Below are 17,600 nucleotides of genomic sequence, written 5' to 3' on the forward strand. Positions count from 1 at the left end.
TGAAGGAATAAACCCATGTTCGGCAAACGCGGAAGTACGGGAGAAGGCCGCCCGATTCAGGAGTTTCGGGCAATTGCGCTTGAGACGGCGTTGCCGATGCACGCTGCACCGGATGCTGCGCGTTCTCCGCGCGATGTTGCCGAGATAAAGCGTCTTGCCGTTGTCGAACAGCCGCCAAAACCAGCCGCACCGCAACGCGAAAAGAACGAGAGCTACTACGACACCAAATCGCAGGTGTTTACAGCATTGATCGATACGATCGATCTTTCGCAATTGTCGAAACTTGATCCAGACGTTGCGCGCGAAGAAATCCGCGACATCGTCAACGACATCATCGCGATCAAGAACTTTGCCATGTCGATTGCCGAGCAGGAAGAACTGCTCGATGATATCTGCAACGATGTTCTTGGCTATGGTCCGCTGGAGCCTTTGCTGGCGCGCGATGACATTGCCGATATCATGGTCAACGGCGCGCGCAAGACCTACATCGAAGTCCTCGGAAAGGTACAGGAGTCCAGCGTCCGGTTCCGCGACAATCAGCAACTTCTGAACATCTGCCAGCGCATTGTCAGCCAGGTTGGCCGCCGCGTTGATGAATCGAGCCCCATATGCGATGCGCGTCTTCCTGACGGCTCGCGTGTCAATGTCATTGCCCCACCTCTTGCGCTTGACGGGCCGGTTCTCACCATCCGCAAATTCAAGAAGGACAAGCTGACCCTTGATCAACTGGTTCGCCTTGGCGCCATCTCGCCTCCCGGCGCTGAACTGCTGCAGATCATTGGTCGTGTTCGCTGCAATATTGTTATCTCGGGTGGTACGGGTTCGGGCAAGACGACGCTTCTGAACTGCCTGACGAACTATATCGACAGGGATGAACGTATCATCACCTGCGAGGATTCCGCTGAACTTCAGTTGCAGCAGCCGCATGTGGTCCGTCTTGAAACCCGCCCGGCCAATCTGGAGGGCGAGGGCGAGATCACCATGCGTGATCTCGTGAAGAACTGTCTGCGTATGCGCCCGGAACGTATTATCGTCGGTGAGGTGCGTGGACCCGAGGTGTTTGATCTTCTGTCTGCCATGAACACCGGCCACGATGGGTCGATGGGTACCATTCACGCCAACAGCCCGCGCGAATGTTTGAGCCGCATGGAGTCTATGATTGCCATGGGCGGCTTCGCGCTACCGCAAAGGACCGTGCGTGAGATCATTGTTGGTTCTGTCGATATTATCATTCAGGCCGCACGTCTGCGCGATGGCTCCCGGCGCATCACCCATGTGACCGAGGTCGTTGGCATGGAAGGCGATGTGATCATCACGCAAGACCTCATGGTCTACGATATCGAAGGCGAAGACGCCAATGGCCGTCTTGTTGGAAAGCATGTCTCGACGGGATTGAGCCGTCCGAAATTCTGGGATCGCGCACGATACTACAATGAAGAGCATAGGCTGGCGCAGGCCATCGACGCGATGGAAGTCCAGTCATGAGATTGTTAGCGCGGCGGGAGCATGGCGATGTTCGGTCTTGATTTCGAGCAACTCGCATTTGTCGTGCTGACAACACTTTCGCTCGCCTCCTTGGCTTATTTCTGCGTCTTCGACCAAATCGAACAGCAGAAAAAGTCCGATGATCGTTTAAAGTCGGTCAAGCTGGCAGCAACCGACAGTCTGAGTAAATCCAGCGCCCGGGATAAACAGGCGGAGGCCGTGAAGCGCCGCAAATCGGTGCAGGACACGCTGAACGATATCGACCAGCGGCAAAAGCTGCGGGACAAGAACATCAAATCCCCTCCGCTGAAGATGCTGCTCCAACAGGCGGGCCTGAAAGTCACAGTCAGGCGCTTTTATATTTATTCGGGCATTGTCGGGATTGTTCTGGTCTTTCTGCGCGTATTCTTCGGTGCGCCGCTTTATCTGGCGCCCGGCTTCTTCCTGATTGGCGCTTTGGGTCTGCCACGCGCCTTTGTTTATTATATGCGACGGCGGCGCGTTGCCGCCTTCCTGCACGAATTTCCAAACTCCATTGACGTCATCGTGCGCGCCATACGGTCGGGACTGCCGCTCAATGATGGAATTCGATTGATTGCGCAGGAAGCGCGGGAACCTGTCCGCACGGAGTTTCGGCGGATTGTCGATATGCAGCAGGTCGGCGTGAGCATTCCGGAAGCGGCAATGCGCATGTCGGAGTTCATGCCCTGTCCCGAAGCAAGCTTCTTTGGGATCGTCATCCAGATCCAATCGCAGGCGGGCGGCAATCTATCCGAAGCACTTGGCAATCTTTCGCGCGTATTGCGGGACCGCAAAAAAATGAAGGCGAAAGTGCAGGCTCTGTCCATGGAAGCCAAGGCATCCGCCTATATTATCGGAGCATTGCCCTTCATTGTTGCCGGGCTCGTTTACATAACAAGCCCCGGTTACATTTCGCTGCTGTTCACGACCGATAAAGGTAACCTCATCATGATGTGCGCAGGCGTTTGGATGTCCATCGGCATCCTTGTGATGCGCAAAATGATCAACTTCAAATTCTAGACGGAGCAAGCGCGGTGTTTTCTTCCCTTCTCAAAGCCGTGCATGACAATCCGGACACCGTTCGGGCTGTGCTTGTGGCTGTTTCAGCCTTTGCAACGGTTATGACGATTTTCCTGCCGAAACTTCGCACATCCGTTTTGAAAACGCGGATGAAATCGGTGGCTTTGGAGCGGGATCAATTGCGTGCGAAAGATCGCACGCGTCTTGCGGCTGAAAGCATCAGCCGACATAAGGCCACTTCGCAGGGTAGCCTGCGCATGGCCCAGCGGCAGGGCGTCCGGCAATTTGTCGAAAAGCTGGACCTGCAACGGGCGCTTGCCGATGAAAAGACACTGGCATCACTCCGCACGGCCGGCTTTCGCGGGCAGAATGCACTGAATGTGTTCCTGGCGGCCCGTTTCGGTCTGCCATTTCTGACATTCACCCTGACAGCCTTCTGGATATTCGGCCTGAATGGTCTTTGGGGGCAGCCGACAATGGTACGCGTACTCGTATGTCTTGTTGGCGGCTATGTCGGTTTTTACGCGCCCAATCTGTATGTCAGCAATGCGGGCAGCAAGCGCAAGCACTCGATCCAGATGGCGTGGCCGGATTCCCTTGATCTCATGCTGATCTGCGTTGAATCCGGAATGTCGATCGAGGCCGCCTTCAAGAAGGTGTCGGAGGAGATCGGCGTTCAGTCAACGGCGCTGGCCGAAGAGTTTGTCCTGACGAATGCAGAACTTTCCTTTCTGCCCGAGCGGAGGTTGGCCTATGAAAATCTTGCAACGCGCACTGGGCTGGAGTCGGTCAAATCAGTCGTACAGGCCCTGACCCAATCCGAACGTTACGGTACATCCATAGGCGGCGCGCTTCGAACCTTGTCCGATGAAAGCCGCGAAGCCCGTCTGAATGCTGCCGAGAAGAAGGCGGCAGCCTTGCCGCCCAAATTGACCGTTCCGATGATTGTGTTTCTTCTGCCGGTGCTTTTCGCGGTCATTCTCGGACCCGCGATCATTCAGGTTTCGGCGCAAGGCGGCATTTTCGGCGCGCTCAAATAAACAGGCCGCTTCTCATCATGCGGCTGTTTCCATGCTCTTGGAAGGTTCAACTGTTGTTGGGCTTCTTCTTGTCTTTCAGCATGTTCCAGGAGTTCTGCTGGGCAAGCATCGAGCGAAGATACCTGACATTGGTCTCTGCCTGTTGCGGCGAGAGTTCCTGTTTGGCGATTGTTTCCGCTTCTGCGAACCGGCCCTGAAGTCCGACAACGAGCGCCAGATTCTGCCTGACACGGCTATCGGCACCTTGAGCGCCAACAGCCTTGCGCATATACGTCTCCGCCGTATTCAACTCGCCTGACAGGACATAGGACATGCCAAGATTGGAGAGCAGCGATGCCTCATTTGGATTGATGTCCGTAGCCTGCTTGTAGATGTTGCGGGCCTCGCTGGTCTTGCCCAGCTGGTCAAGGATAGCGCCTTCAGCGGAAAGCAGTTTCCAATCGGGATATTCGGGTGTCTGCGCGCGGCGAATTGCATCAAGCGCGGCTTCAAATTCGCCGCTGCTCGCCAGTGCCTTACCATAGGCAGCAAGCACATCACGGTCTTTCGGGTAGGCAATGGCCAGACTGCGCATCACCGCTAGTGCCTGATCATTGCGGCCTGTCATACGCAGCACGGTGGAAAAATTCATCGCCGTGGTCTTGTCCTTGGGATTGCCTTGATAACGCGCTCCAAGACTGGATGATGCTTGCGCGAGCTGCTGCGCATTCATCTGATCGAAATTGCCCGCTGGTGCTGCCGTGGTGGAAGCGGGGGAAATAGATCCAGTGGTTGTTTTGTCGGTTGTAGCGCAACCGGAAATACCCGCGGCAAGGGCAATTATTGCGGCGGAAAAAATGAGACGGCGATTGCGTTGAATAATCCCTGCGCTTGTCATAATTTGCCCCGTCAGATCCCACCGCACGTTCATTGGTGCGTTAACCAATCCCATGCGAAAGAAATATTCTGTTAACCCTAACGGACCGTTAATGACGCCATGTTTGCAGGCGTAAATGCATAAAATTGACCCCAGGAGTAAACAATCATGTCTGCCGAAATCACCAAACAGAAGTCACCGGGCAGCAGGCCCGTCTGGTTCGTCCCGAAGGGCGGGTTGGAGGCCCTTGGACTTGACGCGGTAACGCTCGCCTGGGCCCATGCAAACGGGTTTGAAGGTCAGGCTGGCAGGCTGCTTGTTGTTCCCGGTGAAAAGGGTGAAATATCCGGCGCACTGCTTGGCACAGGCAAGGATGAAAACCGGCTGGCCGCAGGCAAACTGGCGCAGGCTTTGCCCAAAGGTGCATGGCATCTGGCCGGTCCGGTTAACCAGCCGGATCTTGCAGCACTCGGCTTCCTGCTCGGCGGCTATAAATTCACCCGTTATGTGAAGAAGGACGATACGGAAGTCTCGCTTGCATTGCCTGATGGCGCGGATAAGGCCGACGTCAAGCGGCAGGCAAGGGCGGTCACGCTCGCGCGCGACCTCATCAACACCCCGACCAATGATATGGGTCCCGACGCGTTGGAAGCCGCTATGCGCAAATTGGGCGACGAGCACAAGGCATCTGTCGATGTGATCAAGGGTGATGCGCTGCTCAAGAAGAATTTTCCGATGATCCATGCCGTTGGCCGCGCTGGAAGCGAAGAGCCGCGCCTGATCGATCTGGTCTGGGGCAAGAAGGATGCACCAAAGGTAACGCTTGTCGGCAAGGGTGTCTGCTTCGATACCGGCGGTCTTGATATCAAACCAGCGAGCAGCATGCTTTTGATGAAGAAGGATATGGGCGGCGCAGCCAATGTGCTGGCACTTGCAAGCATCATCATGGATGCGAAACTGCCTGTTCGCTTGCGTGTTCTCATTCCAGCTGTCGAAAACTCCATTTCCGCCAATGCCTTCCGCCCAAGCGATATTCTGACCAGCCGCAAGGGGATCACGGTTGAAATCGGCAATACCGATGCGGAAGGGCGGCTTGTCCTTGCCGACGCGCTGGCGCTGGCCGATGAGGAAGAGCCGGAAATCCTGATCGATATGGCAACCTTGACTGGCGCAGCGCGTGTTGCGCTCGGCCCTGATGTGCCGCCATTCTATTCGAACGATGAGATTTTTGCGGCCGATGTTGCCAAGGCTTCTGAAGCTGTAAGCGATCCGGTATGGCGGATGCCGCTTTGGCAGCCCTATGAGGCAAAACTTTCATCCCGTGTTGCCGATATCAACAACGTAACAACAGATGGTTTTGCCGGTTCAGTGACAGCAGCTCTGTTCCTGAAACGCTTTGTTGAAAAGGCCAAAGTCTGGGGCCATTTCGACATTTACGGCTGGAACCCGGTGGAAAAGCCGCATTCACCCATTGGCGGTGAAGCGCAGGCGATAAGGGCGCTATATCATTTGCTGAAGGCTCGTTTCCCGGCCAGCAAATAACGGTGTTCTTATCAGTGTCCGGCAGCGAGTTCTTCAAACGCTGTCGGGTGCACCGGACCATGATTTAGTCTTTGGGCGATCAATGCAGCACAATCCTGCGGGCTTTGTGCTGATGTGTCGACTTCCAGATCATAAATGCCGGGATGATGAACAGCCTCCTGCCAGCGCAGTACGGCTGCCGGCATTGGCGTATCAACTGTTCCCGTCTCATACTGGCCATCACGTCCCGGCTGACCGGCATTGCGGCGCTGCATGATGACCTCGAGAGAACAGCGAACGCCGACAAACAGCACAGGCAGGCCACTCAAACGCCGCGCACAATCGATGAGGATATGAAGCGGCTTTGTGTAGCTGTCGTGATGACCGATATCGGCCACGACGTTCAGGCCAAGCCGACTATGCGCCGCAATGGATTCATAAAGGGCCGCATAGAACATGGGAAGGAGCGGTTCGATATCTGGCCGCTCACCGCCGGGGCGCAATCCGATACCCGGCTGATAGCGCGGCGGTGTGATCCGCATCGTGTGGTCAACGCCCAGATTCATCCAGACGCCGCTGAATGTTTCCTGAATGACTTCAACGATGCTGGATTTTCCGGAGCGGGGTGCTCCGTTCAGGATAATGATTTGGCCATATTCCATGGAAAACCTCGCTCTATACAGGCTCAATTTAACCCGACTTGCCGAATAAAATGAACAGCTTGCACTTACCGTGGCAGAGAATAAAATGATACGGAACCGAAATGATCTCGGAAGCCTTTTATGCAGATTGAACTCAAGCCGTTTCAGGCGCTGACATTGTGGAAGGAAATTGCCATCTCCGAAGTGCGGGATGATGCGCATGATCTGACAATGCGGCAATTGGCCGTGCTGTTGACTGTCTATCTGGAACCGCCGCCGCATACGATCCGTGGTATGGCTGCGAAATTGAAAGTGACCAAGCCGGTGATCACCCGTGCGCTTGACACAATGGGTGGCTATGGATTGGTGGATCGTCATCGTGATGAAAAGGACAAGCGCAATGTTCTCGTCAAGAGAACGGTAAAAGGTGCGCTCTATGTTGAAAAGCTCGGCGACCTTGTGATTGCCAAAGCAAGAGGATTACCCCTGTGACATTGGATAAACGGTTGAATGCATTCCGCCCCGATCTGGCGGATGAAAGCCTGCGCGGACAGGTCGAGGCGGATCAGTTTGTCGAAGGCAAGCCCATGCGCATTTCCGATCCGGTGGTCGATGTGCGGGGCGAAGCGCGCGGCGATGCCGGTGTGACCACGCAATTTCTGTTTGGCGATGATGTCCTGGTGTTTGAAGACAGCAATGGCTGGTGCTGGGTCCAGAACGAACGCGATGGCTATGTCGGCTATATCGTCGATACCACGCTTGATCAGCGCTATGACGAGCCAACCCATATTGTTATCGCACCGCGCACCTTTGTCTATCCGGGTTCGGACCTGAAGTTTCCGCCGACCAACGCCCTGTCCATGGGATCGCTGGTCACGATAAAGGGCGGTGAGGAACGCCGGGGTACGCTTTATGGTCTTTTGCCAAGTGGTGAGGCGATCATCGCCAAGCACCTCGTGCCTATTGATGAAGTTACTGACGATCATGTGGCTGTGGCCGAAACCTTGATTCACACCCCCTATCTCTGGGGCGGCGTATCAGGCTTTGGCATCGATTGCTCCGGTCTTTTGCAATTGTCGCTGCTGATGACCGGGCAGTCCGTATTGCGCGATTCGGATATGCAGGCGGCTTCCATAGGCGACGCGGTGGAGCCGGATGAAAATTATAAAAATCTGAAGCGCGGTGATTTTGTTTTCTGGAAAGGCCATGCCGCCATGATGGCCAGCCATTCCATGTTGCTTCATGCGAGTGGCCATACCATGAGCGTGACGCTTGAACCTCTGCATGATGCTATCGAGCGGATTGATTATCTCTATGGCAAGCCGACAGCGGTGCGGCGGTTGTAGTTTTTCACCCCCCTCTGGGCTGTCGCCCATCTCCCCCACAAGGGGGGAGATCAGCCTTCAATACCATCTTGCACAATCTGAAACATTTCCGGTTGTGCAAAGGCGTTACTGCCAATGTGATCTCCCCCCTTGTGGGGGAGATGCCCGACAGGGCAGAGGGGGGGTGAATGCTCCCTCTCTCAGATCAAGCAGCCGTCAATTCAGCCACGCGCCTGAACGTTCCGATAATCTGCAAACACGCACGCGCTGCTTCCTGACCTTTGGTCAGAAAATGCTTGGTGAAGAACTCGATATGTTGTGCGTGTTCCTGAAAATGATGCGGGGTCAGCACTGCTGACAGCATCGGAACACCCGTTTCCATCTGGGCGGTGAGAAGCGCATTCACCACTGTTCCGGCGACGAAATCATGCCGGTAGATGCCGCCATCAACGACCAGACCCGTTGCGACGATTGCATCATAATGCCCGGTTTCTGCCAGCTTCTTGGCCAAAAGCGGAATATCGAATGAACCCGGCACGTCATAGACATCGAATCGTGCGGGGATGACGCCCTGACTTTTGAGTTCGCCTTCAAAGCCGATACGGCATTGATCGACGATTTCCGAATGCCATCGGGCCTGGATAAAGGCGATGCGTGGTGCGGGATGTGGGGTATTGTTATTCTGGAACTGATCCATGTCTGTCTCCTACGAGTTGACGTGAATCAGGGCACAACCAAAAATGCTCAGGGACTGCCTGACGGCAGCCCTTGCTTTCAGTTGTTCTCTTTCATCCGGACTATACCGTCGGCTTCGGAATTGCACCGAAATCTGCTGACCTTTCCGGCGAACCGGAAAGCGCTCGCGGGCTCGCACCTGACATCTTTCGACACCCAGTGATTACCGCCGGTGGGGAATTACACCCCGCCCTGAGAACACTTACGGGGGCAATCTATCCGAACAGCAGCGGCGGTCAAAGCCAAATTTTTCTAATACTGCGCTTGTCTGTCGACAATATTTTTCAGTGGCTCACCACGCTCATAGGATTCAATCTGCGCGATGATCTCAGGAACAAGTGCGGATGGACTGGAGCTTGCCGCTGCGTGTGGTGTGATAATCACCTGTGGATGCGTCCACAATGGACTATCCTTTGGCAATGGCTCCTTATTGAAAACATCAAGCGTGACAGCCGAGAGCATGCCGCGTTCGAGCGCCGCCAGAATATCCGCCTCGTTCTGCAGGCCGCCACGACCGGCATTGATCAGGCTTGGCGGTCCAAGAGGACCGTCGTGTTTCATCTGGGCAAAAAGGCTCATGGAAAGAATGTTTTTGGTTTCTGGCGTCAATGGCAGCAGGGACACAACAATATCCGCATCCTTCAGGAAAGCCTTCAACCCATCGGGACCATGATGGCTGGTCACACCCTCGACGGACTGCGGCCTGCGGCTCCAGCCGCTCACCTTGAAGCCCAGCGCGCGCAGCTTGAGGGCAGCATCGCGGCCAAGTACGCCCATGCCGAGAATGCCGACATTGACTTCATGGGCGGCGGGCTGGCGCCGGTCTTCGTGCCAGACCTTGCCAGCCTGTTGCTGCCGGTAGCGCAAGCCGAGGCGATGGTGATCCAGCACCTGCCAGACCACATATTCGGTCATGCGCATAGTCAGGTCAGGCGAGACAATGCGAACGATTGGCACATCGGGAATCCGGTCGTCATGGAAAACGTGATCAACGCCAGCACCGAGCGAAAAGATGACTTTCAGGTTCGGCAGATCGGCAAGCGATCCCGGACGCTGCTTCCACACCAGCGCATAACGGACCTTTTCCTTGTCCGTATCGGTGTTCAGCACGAGTTTGCGGGCAGGATCGTTCTTGGCAAATTCCGAGAGCCAGACTTCCGGGTCCCAACCCGTTACAGCCAGAAAAATCGTGTCGCTTGTCCCGGTCATTCGCTTACTGCTCCCTGTTCGGCCGTTTCTATCCTGAAGGCTGCTGCCATCAGTGCTTTTGTATAGTCGCTCTTCGGATTAGCGAAGATTTCCTCCGACGGACCATATTCTACCGCCTTGCCATTGCGCATCACCAGCACATCATTGGCCAGCGCTTTCACCACTTTGAGGTCGTGGCTGATGAAAAGATAGGCCAGATTGTGCTTTTGCTGCAATCCGCGCAACAGATCGACCACCTGTGCCTGCACGCTCATATCGAGCGCAGAGGTTGGCTCATCCAGCATGACAAAGCGCGGATTGAGCACCATGGCGCGGGCAATGGCAATGCGCTGGCGCTGGCCGCCCGAAAACTCGTGCGGATAGCGGAAGCGGTTCTCCGGATCAAGATTGACTTCTTTGAGAGCCGCAACAACACGCGCATCCCGTTCATCCGCCGACAGTTTCGGCTCGTGGACGGCAAGACCTTCAGCCACAATATCGGCAATCGACATGCGCGGCGACAGCGAACCGAAGGGGTCTTGAAACACGATCTGCAATTCCCGCCGCAGGGGCCGCATCTGCTTGAACGAGAACTGGTTGATGTCCTTCTCACCAAAGCGAATGACACCTTGCGATGAAATCATGCGCGACAAGGCGAGGCCAAGCGTGGTTTTGCCCGAACCGGATTCACCGACAACACCCAGCGTCTGTCCGGCGCGAATAGTGACATCGATACCATCCACCGCCTTCACATGATCAACGGTACGGCGCAGGAAACCCTGCTTGATCGGGAACCACACCTTGACCTGTTCACCGCGCATGACAGGGGTGGCTGAAAGATCAGCTGAAGGCGGATTGCCCTTCGGTTCAGCGGCCAGAAGGTGGCGCGTATATTCATGCTGCGGGTTGTCGAAGATTTCCTTCGTCGGCCCCGTCTCGACAATCTTGCCCTTGGTCATGACGCAGACGCGGTCGGCAATTTTGCGGACAATGCCAAGATCATGCGTGATGAACAGCATCGACATGCCCTGCGCCTTTTTAAGGTCCGCAAGCAGTTGCAGGATTTGCGCCTGCACGGTCACGTCAAGCGCTGTCGTCGGCTCATCGGCGATCAGCAGCTTCGGCTTGTTGGCCAGCGCCATGGCAATCATGACACGCTGCCGCTGCCCGCCTGACAGTTGGTGTGGATAGGCATCGAGGCGCTTTTCCGGCTCGCGGATACCCACTTCATTGAGCAGTGCAAGCGTGCGCTGCTTGGCAGCCTTGTCACCCATGCCCTGATGCAGCTTCAGCACCTCAACGATCTGTTTCTCGATCGAATGAAGCGGATTGAGCGAGGTCATCGGCTCCTGAAAGATCATGGTGATGTCATTGCCACGCACGCGGCGCAAATCATCCTCGTCGCTATCAAGAAGGTCCTGCCCGTTGAACAGAATTTGCCCGGATGGATGCGAAGCTGGTGGATAGGGCAGGAGCTTCAGGATCGAGAGGGCCGAGACTGACTTGCCGGAACCGGATTCGCCGACAAGGGCAACTGTTTCACCTTGAGCAATATCAAAGGAGATGTGATCGACCGCAATCGACTGGCGGCCATTCTGGGTGAAGGCAACCGAGAGGTCACGCACGGAAAGGAGAGGGGACGCACTCATTTGAAAGCCTTGCGCGGATCGAATGCGTCACGGGTCGCTTCACCGACAAAGATCAGCAGCGACAGCATCAGCGAAATAACGATGAACCCGGTCAGGCCCAGCCATGGCGCCTGCAGATTGTTCTTGCCTTGCGCGAGTAGTTCGCCAAGCGACGGTGAACCGGGCGGGAGGCCAAATCCGAGAAAATCAAGCGACGTCAGCGTCGTGATCGAACTGTTGAGGATGAAGGGCAGGAAGGTCAGCGTCGTTACCATGGCATTGGGCAGAAGATGCCGGAAGATGATGGTCCGGTCAGGCACGCCAAGCGCCCGTGCCGCATTCACATATTCAAAATTGCGGGCGCGCAGGAATTCCGCACGGACAATGCCGACAAAATGCACCCATGAGAACAGCAGCATGATCCCGAGCAGAATCCAGAAACCCGGAGGCAGGATCGAGGCCATGATCAAGAGCAGATAGAGCGTTGGCACCGAGGACCAGATTTCGATGAAACGCTGTGCCAGAAGGTCAAGCCAGCCGCCGAAATAGCCCTGCAAGGCACCCGCCGTCACGCCGATCACAGCCGAAGCTGCGGTCAGGATCAGGCCGAACAGCACGGAAATACGAAAACCATAAAGCGCGCGGGCAAACACATCACGCGCCTGATCATCGGTTCCCAGAATATTCATGTTGCCGAACGTGCAATTGGCGTCGTTCACCCCTTGGGGATAGCGCGCACAACGCTCCTCAGCCGTGTAGAGCCAGAAGGGCTTTGACGGCGCCGTATCGGGAAGCTCGTTGTTGACGGTCCGGTACGAATAGCGGACAGGCGGCCAGATGGCCCAGCCATTGGCCTTGATCTCGTCCTGAATGACCGGATCGCGATAATCCGTCACCGCATAGAAGCCGTTGAATTTTTCCTCCGGATAATCGACCAGCACCGGAAACAGGATCTCGCCCTTGTAGGAAACAATGATTGGCTTGTCATTGGCAATGAGCCCGCCGCCAAGTGAGCCAATGAACAGGAACAGGAATATCCACAACGCCCACCAGCCGCGCCGGTTGGCCTTGAAATTCTGCCAGCGCCGGGCGTTGAGCGGTGACATACGCGCACGACGCGTTGCGGCGGGTGCAGCTTGGGTACCGATGGTCGTATCGCTCATCAGACGTCCCTCCGCTCAAAATCGATACGCGGATCGATCCACGTATAAAGCAGATCGGAGAGAAGGCTGATCACCACGCCAACCAGCGCGAAGATATAGACCGTGGCAATCACGACAGGATAATCCCGGTTGATGATCGATTCATAGCCAAGCAGTCCAAGCCCATCGAGCGAGAAGATCGCCTCAATCAGCAGCTGGCCGGTGAAAAAGATCGAGATGAACGCGCTGGGAAACCCGGCGATGACAATCAGCATCGCATTGCGGAAGACATGACCATAGAGAATCTTGCGTTCGGTCAGGCCTTTGGCGCGGGCTGTCGTGACATATTGCTTGCGGATCTCATCGAGAAACGAGTTCTTGGTCAGAAGCGTCGTCGTGGCGAAGGCCGAGAGCAGCATGGCGGTCAAGGGCAAGGCGATATGCCAGGCATAGTCCACAATCTTGCCGAAGAAGGAGAGGTCGGCGAAATTGTTCGAGGTCAGGCCGCGCAGCGGGAACCAGTCAAAGAATGAGCCACCGGCAAAAAACACGATGAGCATGATACCGAACAGAAACCCCGGTATGGCGTAACCGACAACGACAACGGCACTGGTCCAGACGTCGAAGGCAGAGCCATCCTTGATGGCCTTGCGAATGCCCAGCGGTATGGAAATCGCATAGGATATCAGCGTCATCCATAGCCCCAGCGATATGGAAACGGGCAGTTTTTCCTTGATGAGTTGCACCACGCTGATATCGCGAAAATAGCTCCGGCCAAAATCAAAGCGCAGATAGTTCCACACCAGAAGGCGGAAACGCTCCAGCGGCGGTTTGTCCAAGCCAAACTGCTTTTCAAGGCTGGCGATAAAGGCAGGGTCGAGGCCCTGCGCACCACGATATTTCGAATTGGCTGCGCCCGTGCCAAGCGATTCATTGGTCTGGCCAAAATCGGCTCCGCCACCGCCGATACGATCAAGTGCATTGCCGCCCTGACCGGTCAACTGACCGATAATGCGCTGCACAGGACCACCGGGCACGAATTGTACAATCACGAAGCAGACTAGCAAAACCCCGAACAGGGTCGGTATCATCAGAAGCAAACGCCGTAGAATATAGGCTCCCATTAAGACGGTGCTCCGCAGGGGAGGATCAGTTCAAAACTTGCCAATTGCCTTTGCCTTTGCTTCGTCACGCCACCATAGCGTTTCCACCGGAAAACCATAATCGGGCTTCGGCTCCTTGAAACCGAACATATCCCAATAGGCGATCAGGTGATTCGCACTATACCAATTTGGAATCCAGTCGCGTCTTATACGCAAGAGCCGATCCAGAACACGCATAATCGTGATCAGCTCCGCCCGCGATTTGGCCCCGCTCACCTTCTGGATCAGCGCATCGACGGTCGGATCAGCAAGCCCCGCGAAATTTGTTGATCCCGGAATAGCCGCGGATTTGGAGCCGAACATTGCCTGCAGGCTTTCCTCGGTCGGCGTCGGGCCAAGCGAATAGGCTGCGCCGATCATATCGAAATCGAAATCCTGCAGCCGGACCTGATATTGTGTGGGATCAACCAGCCGCAACGATGCATTGATGCCGATGGCGTTAAGGTTGTTGATAAACGGCGTTGAAGACCGGGTGAAGACTTCGGCAAAAATCAACAGCTCAAGATTGAGCGGTTTGCCTTTGGAATCGGCAAATTTGCCATTCTGGCGGGTGAACCCCGCTGCCGTTATCAATTCGACGGCCCGGCGTAGATTGTTTCTGTCGCGTCCTGATCCATCCGAGGTTGGTTGCAGGAGCGCATCACCGAAAATCTCCGGCGGCAGCGTGTCGCGCAGTGGCTCCATGACAACAAGCTCCTCCGGCGATGGCTTGCCCTCAGCGCGAAACTCCGACTTCTCAAACAGAGATTGCGATCGGTTGTAGACGTCGTAAAAAAAGTTCTTGCTGGTCCACTCAAAATCAAAGCAGAGCGCAATGGCTTCGCGCACGCGCTGATCCCGGAATTGCTCGCGGCGCTCATTGATTGCCCATGCCTGCAGGACTGGACGCTTTTCGCTTGAGAATTCGCGTTTCACCACGCGTTTTTGCTGAATGGCCGGGAAATTATATTCCGTAATCCATGTTTTCGCGACAGATTCAGTTCTCCAATAGATATCGCCCTTCTTGAAGGATTCGAAATCCGCCTGACGCTCGCGAAAGAACTCAATGCGAATGCGGTCAAAATGATTGGAGCCGCGCTGGACAGGCAAATCCTTCGCCCAATAGTCCGGGACCCGTTCATATTCGATTGTTTGTCCCACCAGAATTGTTGCGGCACGATAGGCCCCCGAACCCAGTGGCGCTTCCAGCGTCGAGGCGTCAAAATCGCGCGTCGCATACCAGGCTTTGGAAAAGATAGGTATTGTCGCAGCAATATCGAGAATGGCGCGATCGGAATGCTTGCCGGAAAAGCCAAGACGCAGCGTATGATCATCCTGCGCAACAATCTCTTTAAGTTCCGCCATCAGGACGATGAGATCGGGATGCCCTTTGGTCTTGAGTGTTTCATAACTGAATGCAGCATCATGCGCCGTCAGCGGCGAACCATCATGAAAACGCGCTTCCGGCCGCATCTTGAAGACAAATGTCTTTTTATCTTCGGAAACCGTCACATTCTCGGCAACCAGACCATAGATCGAATCAGGCTCATCAAGTGCAGATGCCATCAGGGTGTCGAAACACAGCTCAATACGGGGCGGCGCATCACCGCGCGCGCTGAAACCATTCAATGTGTTGAAGGTTTGCGGCGACTGATTGAAAAACCAGGTGCCCGGTGAAAAACAGAAGGTGCCACCCTTCGGCGCATCGGGATTGGTATATTCAAAATGGGTGAAATCCGCCGGATATTTCAGCTCGCCAAAAGCCGAAAGGCCATACAGTGGCACGCCGGTTTTGACCTCCGCCAGCGCCCCGCGCGGGGCAAGCGCTGATAGCGCCGCCGCACTGGAATATTTCAGCAGGTCCCGGCGGTTAAGACGGCTTCCCATCATTGCGCCCGGGCTTTCAGCGCTTGTTCCTTGGCGGTGTCGATCCACCATGAGAACATGTCGATGCCGAGATACTCCGGCTGCTTCTCTGGAATACCGAATTTGTTCCAATAGGCAATATCGATTGTATCCTTGGTCCATTGCGGGACAACGTAGTAGTTCCACAGGAGAACCCGGTCGAGTGCATGGGTTGCTGCGACTAGTTCGTCACGATCCTTGGCAAAGACCACCCGGTCGATCAGCTTGTCAATCGCCGGGTTCTTGATGCCGCTATAGTTTCGGCTGCCGGGAGTATCTGCGGCGGAGGAACTCCAGAAGTCGCGTTGTTCATTGCCCGGTGATTGAGTCTGCGGCGTGACAATCATCATGACGTCATAATCAAAATTATTCAGTCGATCGAGGTATTGACTGTTGTCGACCACCCGGATGGACGTCTGAATGCCAAGCCTGCGCAAGCTATCCATGAAGGGTCCAAGGACACGCTCGTCAGATGGATCATCTGCAAGAAATTCCATTGTCAGTGCCTGACCGGTCTTTGTGTTGACGAGCTTGCCGTTCTGTTGATCGTAACCCGCCTCACGCAGCAGATTTACCGCGTGGCGCAGGTTTTCCCGGGCAGTCTGAGGCGTGTCATACACCGGAAGTTTGAATTCTTGGGTAAACAGGTTTTCCGGGACTTGTCCTCGGACTGTCTCAAGAATTTCCAGCTCCTTTCCCGTTGGCAATCCGCTGGACGCAAGATCAATACCAGCAAAGTAACTGTTAATCCTCTGGTATTGGCCAAAGAACAAATTCTTGTTCATGCTCTCAAAATCGAAGGCCCAGGTAAGGGCTTCGCGTACTTTCGGATCTTTGAACTTGTCGCGACGCGTATTGAGATAAAAGCCCTGCATCTTGCCGATTGAATGAAAGGGAAATCGCGCCTTGACGACATCACCTTTTGTGACCGCCGGGAAGGTGTAGTCCTGCGTCCATCTCCGGATCATATTCTCCTGCCTAAGATCGTTGTAGCCCCCCTTCTTGAAGGCCTCCCAACTGGCAGTCACGTCTCTAAAATACTGGTACTGAAGACGACCAAAATTGTAGCGTCCGACATTCACCGGCAAATCCTTGGCCCAATAATCAGGAACCCGCGACCATATGATTGTCTTGCCCAGATCGACGCTTTCGATCTTGTAAGCAGATGAACCGAGCGGAATCTCGGTGGATGGCTTGCTGATATCGCGCTTCTTGCCGCTGGCATCAGCGGCTTCCCACCAATGTTTCGGCAGAACAACCAACTGACCCATAATATTCGGTAGTTCCCGATTGCCCGGACTTGAAAATGTAAAGGTGACTTCGCGCTCGCCTGTAATCTCGGCCTTGGCCACGTCGTGATAATATTTGTTGTAAAGCGGGCTTTGTTTTTTCACCACGTCAAAAGACCAGACGACGTCATCGGCGGTGATGGGCGTACCATCATGCCATTTGGCCGCGGGATTGAGACGGAACTTCACCCAGGCAAAGTCATCCGGATAGGCAACGGCCTCCGCGATAAGACCGTAGTTCGTGCTGCCTTGATCCGGAGAATCGCTCATCAGCGTATCGTAGAGAATTCCGCCGCCAAACCCTACCAGACCTGACGCCGGAGTTCCCTGCACGACGTATGGATTGAGGCTATCAAAGGTTCCAACAACGCTCTGATTAAGTGTTCCTCCCTTTGGCGCATCTGGATTGACATAGTCCAGATGCTTGAAATCCGCTGGGTATTTGGGCTCGCCGAGCATACTCACCGCATGCCGCCATTCCGGCTCCGCAGCCCTCGCATTTGACAGGGGAGCCATCGCGGTGATGGCGAGGAGGGCGAGGCTGGCAACGAGTGGGCGGAAGTGCAAATCAGGTCTCCACAATTTCTCTTTTGGGTCAGTCTAAGAGAAAATGCGGCAGAGAACAGGCCTTCAGCAAAAAAACACGCAGTCTTGATGGCGAG

General features: G+C 55.2%; 15 protein-coding genes and 1 riboswitch. Of the genes, 6 read left to right on the forward strand and 9 right to left on the reverse strand.

What is annotated here, in order from left to right:
- Positions 1 to 15: 15 nt before the first annotated feature.
- The 3 genes from AB4Y96_RS06925 to AB4Y96_RS06935 are packed head-to-tail and all read left to right on the forward strand — an operon-like array spanning position 16 to position 3,566.
- On the forward strand, positions 16 to 1,485 hold the full coding sequence (locus AB4Y96_RS06925) for a CpaF family protein (RefSeq protein ID WP_441916379.1): 1,470 nt from the start codon (positions 16 to 18) through the stop codon (positions 1,483 to 1,485).
- 27 nt (positions 1,486 to 1,512) lie between these two features.
- The gene (locus AB4Y96_RS06930; RefSeq protein ID WP_091878610.1) at positions 1,513 to 2,526 is read left to right on the forward strand and encodes a type II secretion system F family protein; all 1,014 of its coding nucleotides are present in this window, start codon (positions 1,513 to 1,515) and stop codon (positions 2,524 to 2,526) included.
- A 14-nt stretch (positions 2,527 to 2,540) separates the two neighbouring features.
- Positions 2,541 to 3,566, forward strand: a complete 1,026-nt coding sequence (locus AB4Y96_RS06935) for a type II secretion system F family protein (protein ID WP_441916380.1) — start codon at positions 2,541 to 2,543, stop codon at positions 3,564 to 3,566.
- A gap of 46 nt (positions 3,567 to 3,612) precedes the next feature.
- Here AB4Y96_RS06935 and AB4Y96_RS06940 read toward each other — a convergent pair whose 3' ends face one another.
- Positions 3,613 to 4,443 carry a tetratricopeptide repeat protein gene (locus tag AB4Y96_RS06940; protein ID WP_091880088.1) on the reverse strand — a complete coding sequence of 277 codons (831 nt, stop codon included), beginning with the start codon at positions 4,441 to 4,443 and terminating at the stop codon, positions 3,613 to 3,615.
- 147 nt (positions 4,444 to 4,590) lie between these two features.
- Between AB4Y96_RS06940 and AB4Y96_RS06945 the strand changes: the two genes are divergently transcribed.
- Positions 4,591 to 5,964, forward strand: coding sequence for a leucyl aminopeptidase family protein (locus AB4Y96_RS06945; protein ID WP_441916381.1), 1,374 nt, complete (start codon positions 4,591 to 4,593; stop codon positions 5,962 to 5,964).
- An 11-nt stretch (positions 5,965 to 5,975) separates the two neighbouring features.
- Here AB4Y96_RS06945 and AB4Y96_RS06950 read toward each other — a convergent pair whose 3' ends face one another.
- Positions 5,976 to 6,605 (reverse strand): chloramphenicol phosphotransferase CPT family protein, encoded by a 630-nt coding sequence (locus tag AB4Y96_RS06950; protein WP_441916382.1) that lies wholly within the window; start codon positions 6,603 to 6,605, stop codon positions 5,976 to 5,978.
- Positions 6,606 to 6,725: 120 nt separating this feature from the next.
- Between AB4Y96_RS06950 and AB4Y96_RS06955 the strand changes: the two genes are divergently transcribed.
- Together AB4Y96_RS06955 and AB4Y96_RS06960 are read left to right on the forward strand one after the other, a co-directional pair.
- The gene (locus AB4Y96_RS06955; RefSeq protein WP_091878605.1) at positions 6,726 to 7,076 is read left to right on the forward strand and encodes a MarR family transcriptional regulator; all 351 of its coding nucleotides are present in this window, start codon (positions 6,726 to 6,728) and stop codon (positions 7,074 to 7,076) included.
- Positions 7,064 to 7,930, forward strand: a complete 867-nt coding sequence (locus tag AB4Y96_RS06960) for a C40 family peptidase (RefSeq protein ID WP_441916412.1) — start codon at positions 7,064 to 7,066, stop codon at positions 7,928 to 7,930. Before AB4Y96_RS06955 ends, AB4Y96_RS06960 begins: the two co-directional genes overlap by 13 nt.
- A gap of 184 nt (positions 7,931 to 8,114) precedes the next feature.
- On the opposite strand, the gene AB4Y96_RS06965 is transcribed toward AB4Y96_RS06960, so the two are convergent.
- The 7 genes from AB4Y96_RS06965 to AB4Y96_RS06995 form a co-directional block, all read right to left on the reverse strand.
- The gene (locus AB4Y96_RS06965; protein ID WP_091878602.1) at positions 8,115 to 8,606 is read right to left on the reverse strand and encodes a 6,7-dimethyl-8-ribityllumazine synthase; all 492 of its coding nucleotides are present in this window, start codon (positions 8,604 to 8,606) and stop codon (positions 8,115 to 8,117) included.
- 79 nt (positions 8,607 to 8,685) lie between these two features.
- Positions 8,686 to 8,848: riboswitch (FMN riboswitch) on the reverse strand.
- A 48-nt stretch (positions 8,849 to 8,896) separates the two neighbouring features.
- Positions 8,897 to 9,853 (reverse strand): 2-hydroxyacid dehydrogenase, encoded by a 957-nt coding sequence (locus AB4Y96_RS06970; protein WP_091878601.1) that lies wholly within the window; start codon positions 9,851 to 9,853, stop codon positions 8,897 to 8,899.
- Complete coding sequence (locus tag AB4Y96_RS06975) at positions 9,850 to 11,481, reverse strand: ABC transporter ATP-binding protein (RefSeq protein WP_441916383.1); 1,632 nt, start codon at positions 11,479 to 11,481, stop codon at positions 9,850 to 9,852. The genes AB4Y96_RS06970 and AB4Y96_RS06975 overlap by 4 nt, the downstream gene beginning before the upstream one ends.
- Positions 11,478 to 12,623 (reverse strand): ABC transporter permease, encoded by a 1,146-nt coding sequence (locus AB4Y96_RS06980; protein ID WP_441916384.1) that lies wholly within the window; start codon positions 12,621 to 12,623, stop codon positions 11,478 to 11,480. Before AB4Y96_RS06980 ends, AB4Y96_RS06975 begins: the two co-directional genes overlap by 4 nt.
- The gene (locus tag AB4Y96_RS06985) at positions 12,623 to 13,726 is read right to left on the reverse strand and encodes a microcin C ABC transporter permease YejB (RefSeq protein WP_441916385.1); all 1,104 of its coding nucleotides are present in this window, start codon (positions 13,724 to 13,726) and stop codon (positions 12,623 to 12,625) included. Before AB4Y96_RS06985 ends, AB4Y96_RS06980 begins: the two co-directional genes overlap by 1 nt.
- Before the next feature lie 30 nt (positions 13,727 to 13,756).
- Positions 13,757 to 15,631 carry an extracellular solute-binding protein gene (locus tag AB4Y96_RS06990; RefSeq protein ID WP_441916413.1) on the reverse strand — a complete coding sequence of 625 codons (1,875 nt, stop codon included), beginning with the start codon at positions 15,629 to 15,631 and terminating at the stop codon, positions 13,757 to 13,759.
- Positions 15,631 to 17,454, reverse strand: a complete 1,824-nt coding sequence (locus tag AB4Y96_RS06995; protein ID WP_441916414.1) for an extracellular solute-binding protein — start codon at positions 17,452 to 17,454, stop codon at positions 15,631 to 15,633. The genes AB4Y96_RS06990 and AB4Y96_RS06995 overlap by 1 nt, the downstream gene beginning before the upstream one ends.
- Positions 17,455 to 17,600: the final 146 nt, after the last annotated feature.

Source organism: Phyllobacterium sp. TAF24 (assembly GCF_052113785.1).
Classification (GTDB): domain Bacteria; phylum Pseudomonadota; class Alphaproteobacteria; order Rhizobiales; family Rhizobiaceae; genus Phyllobacterium.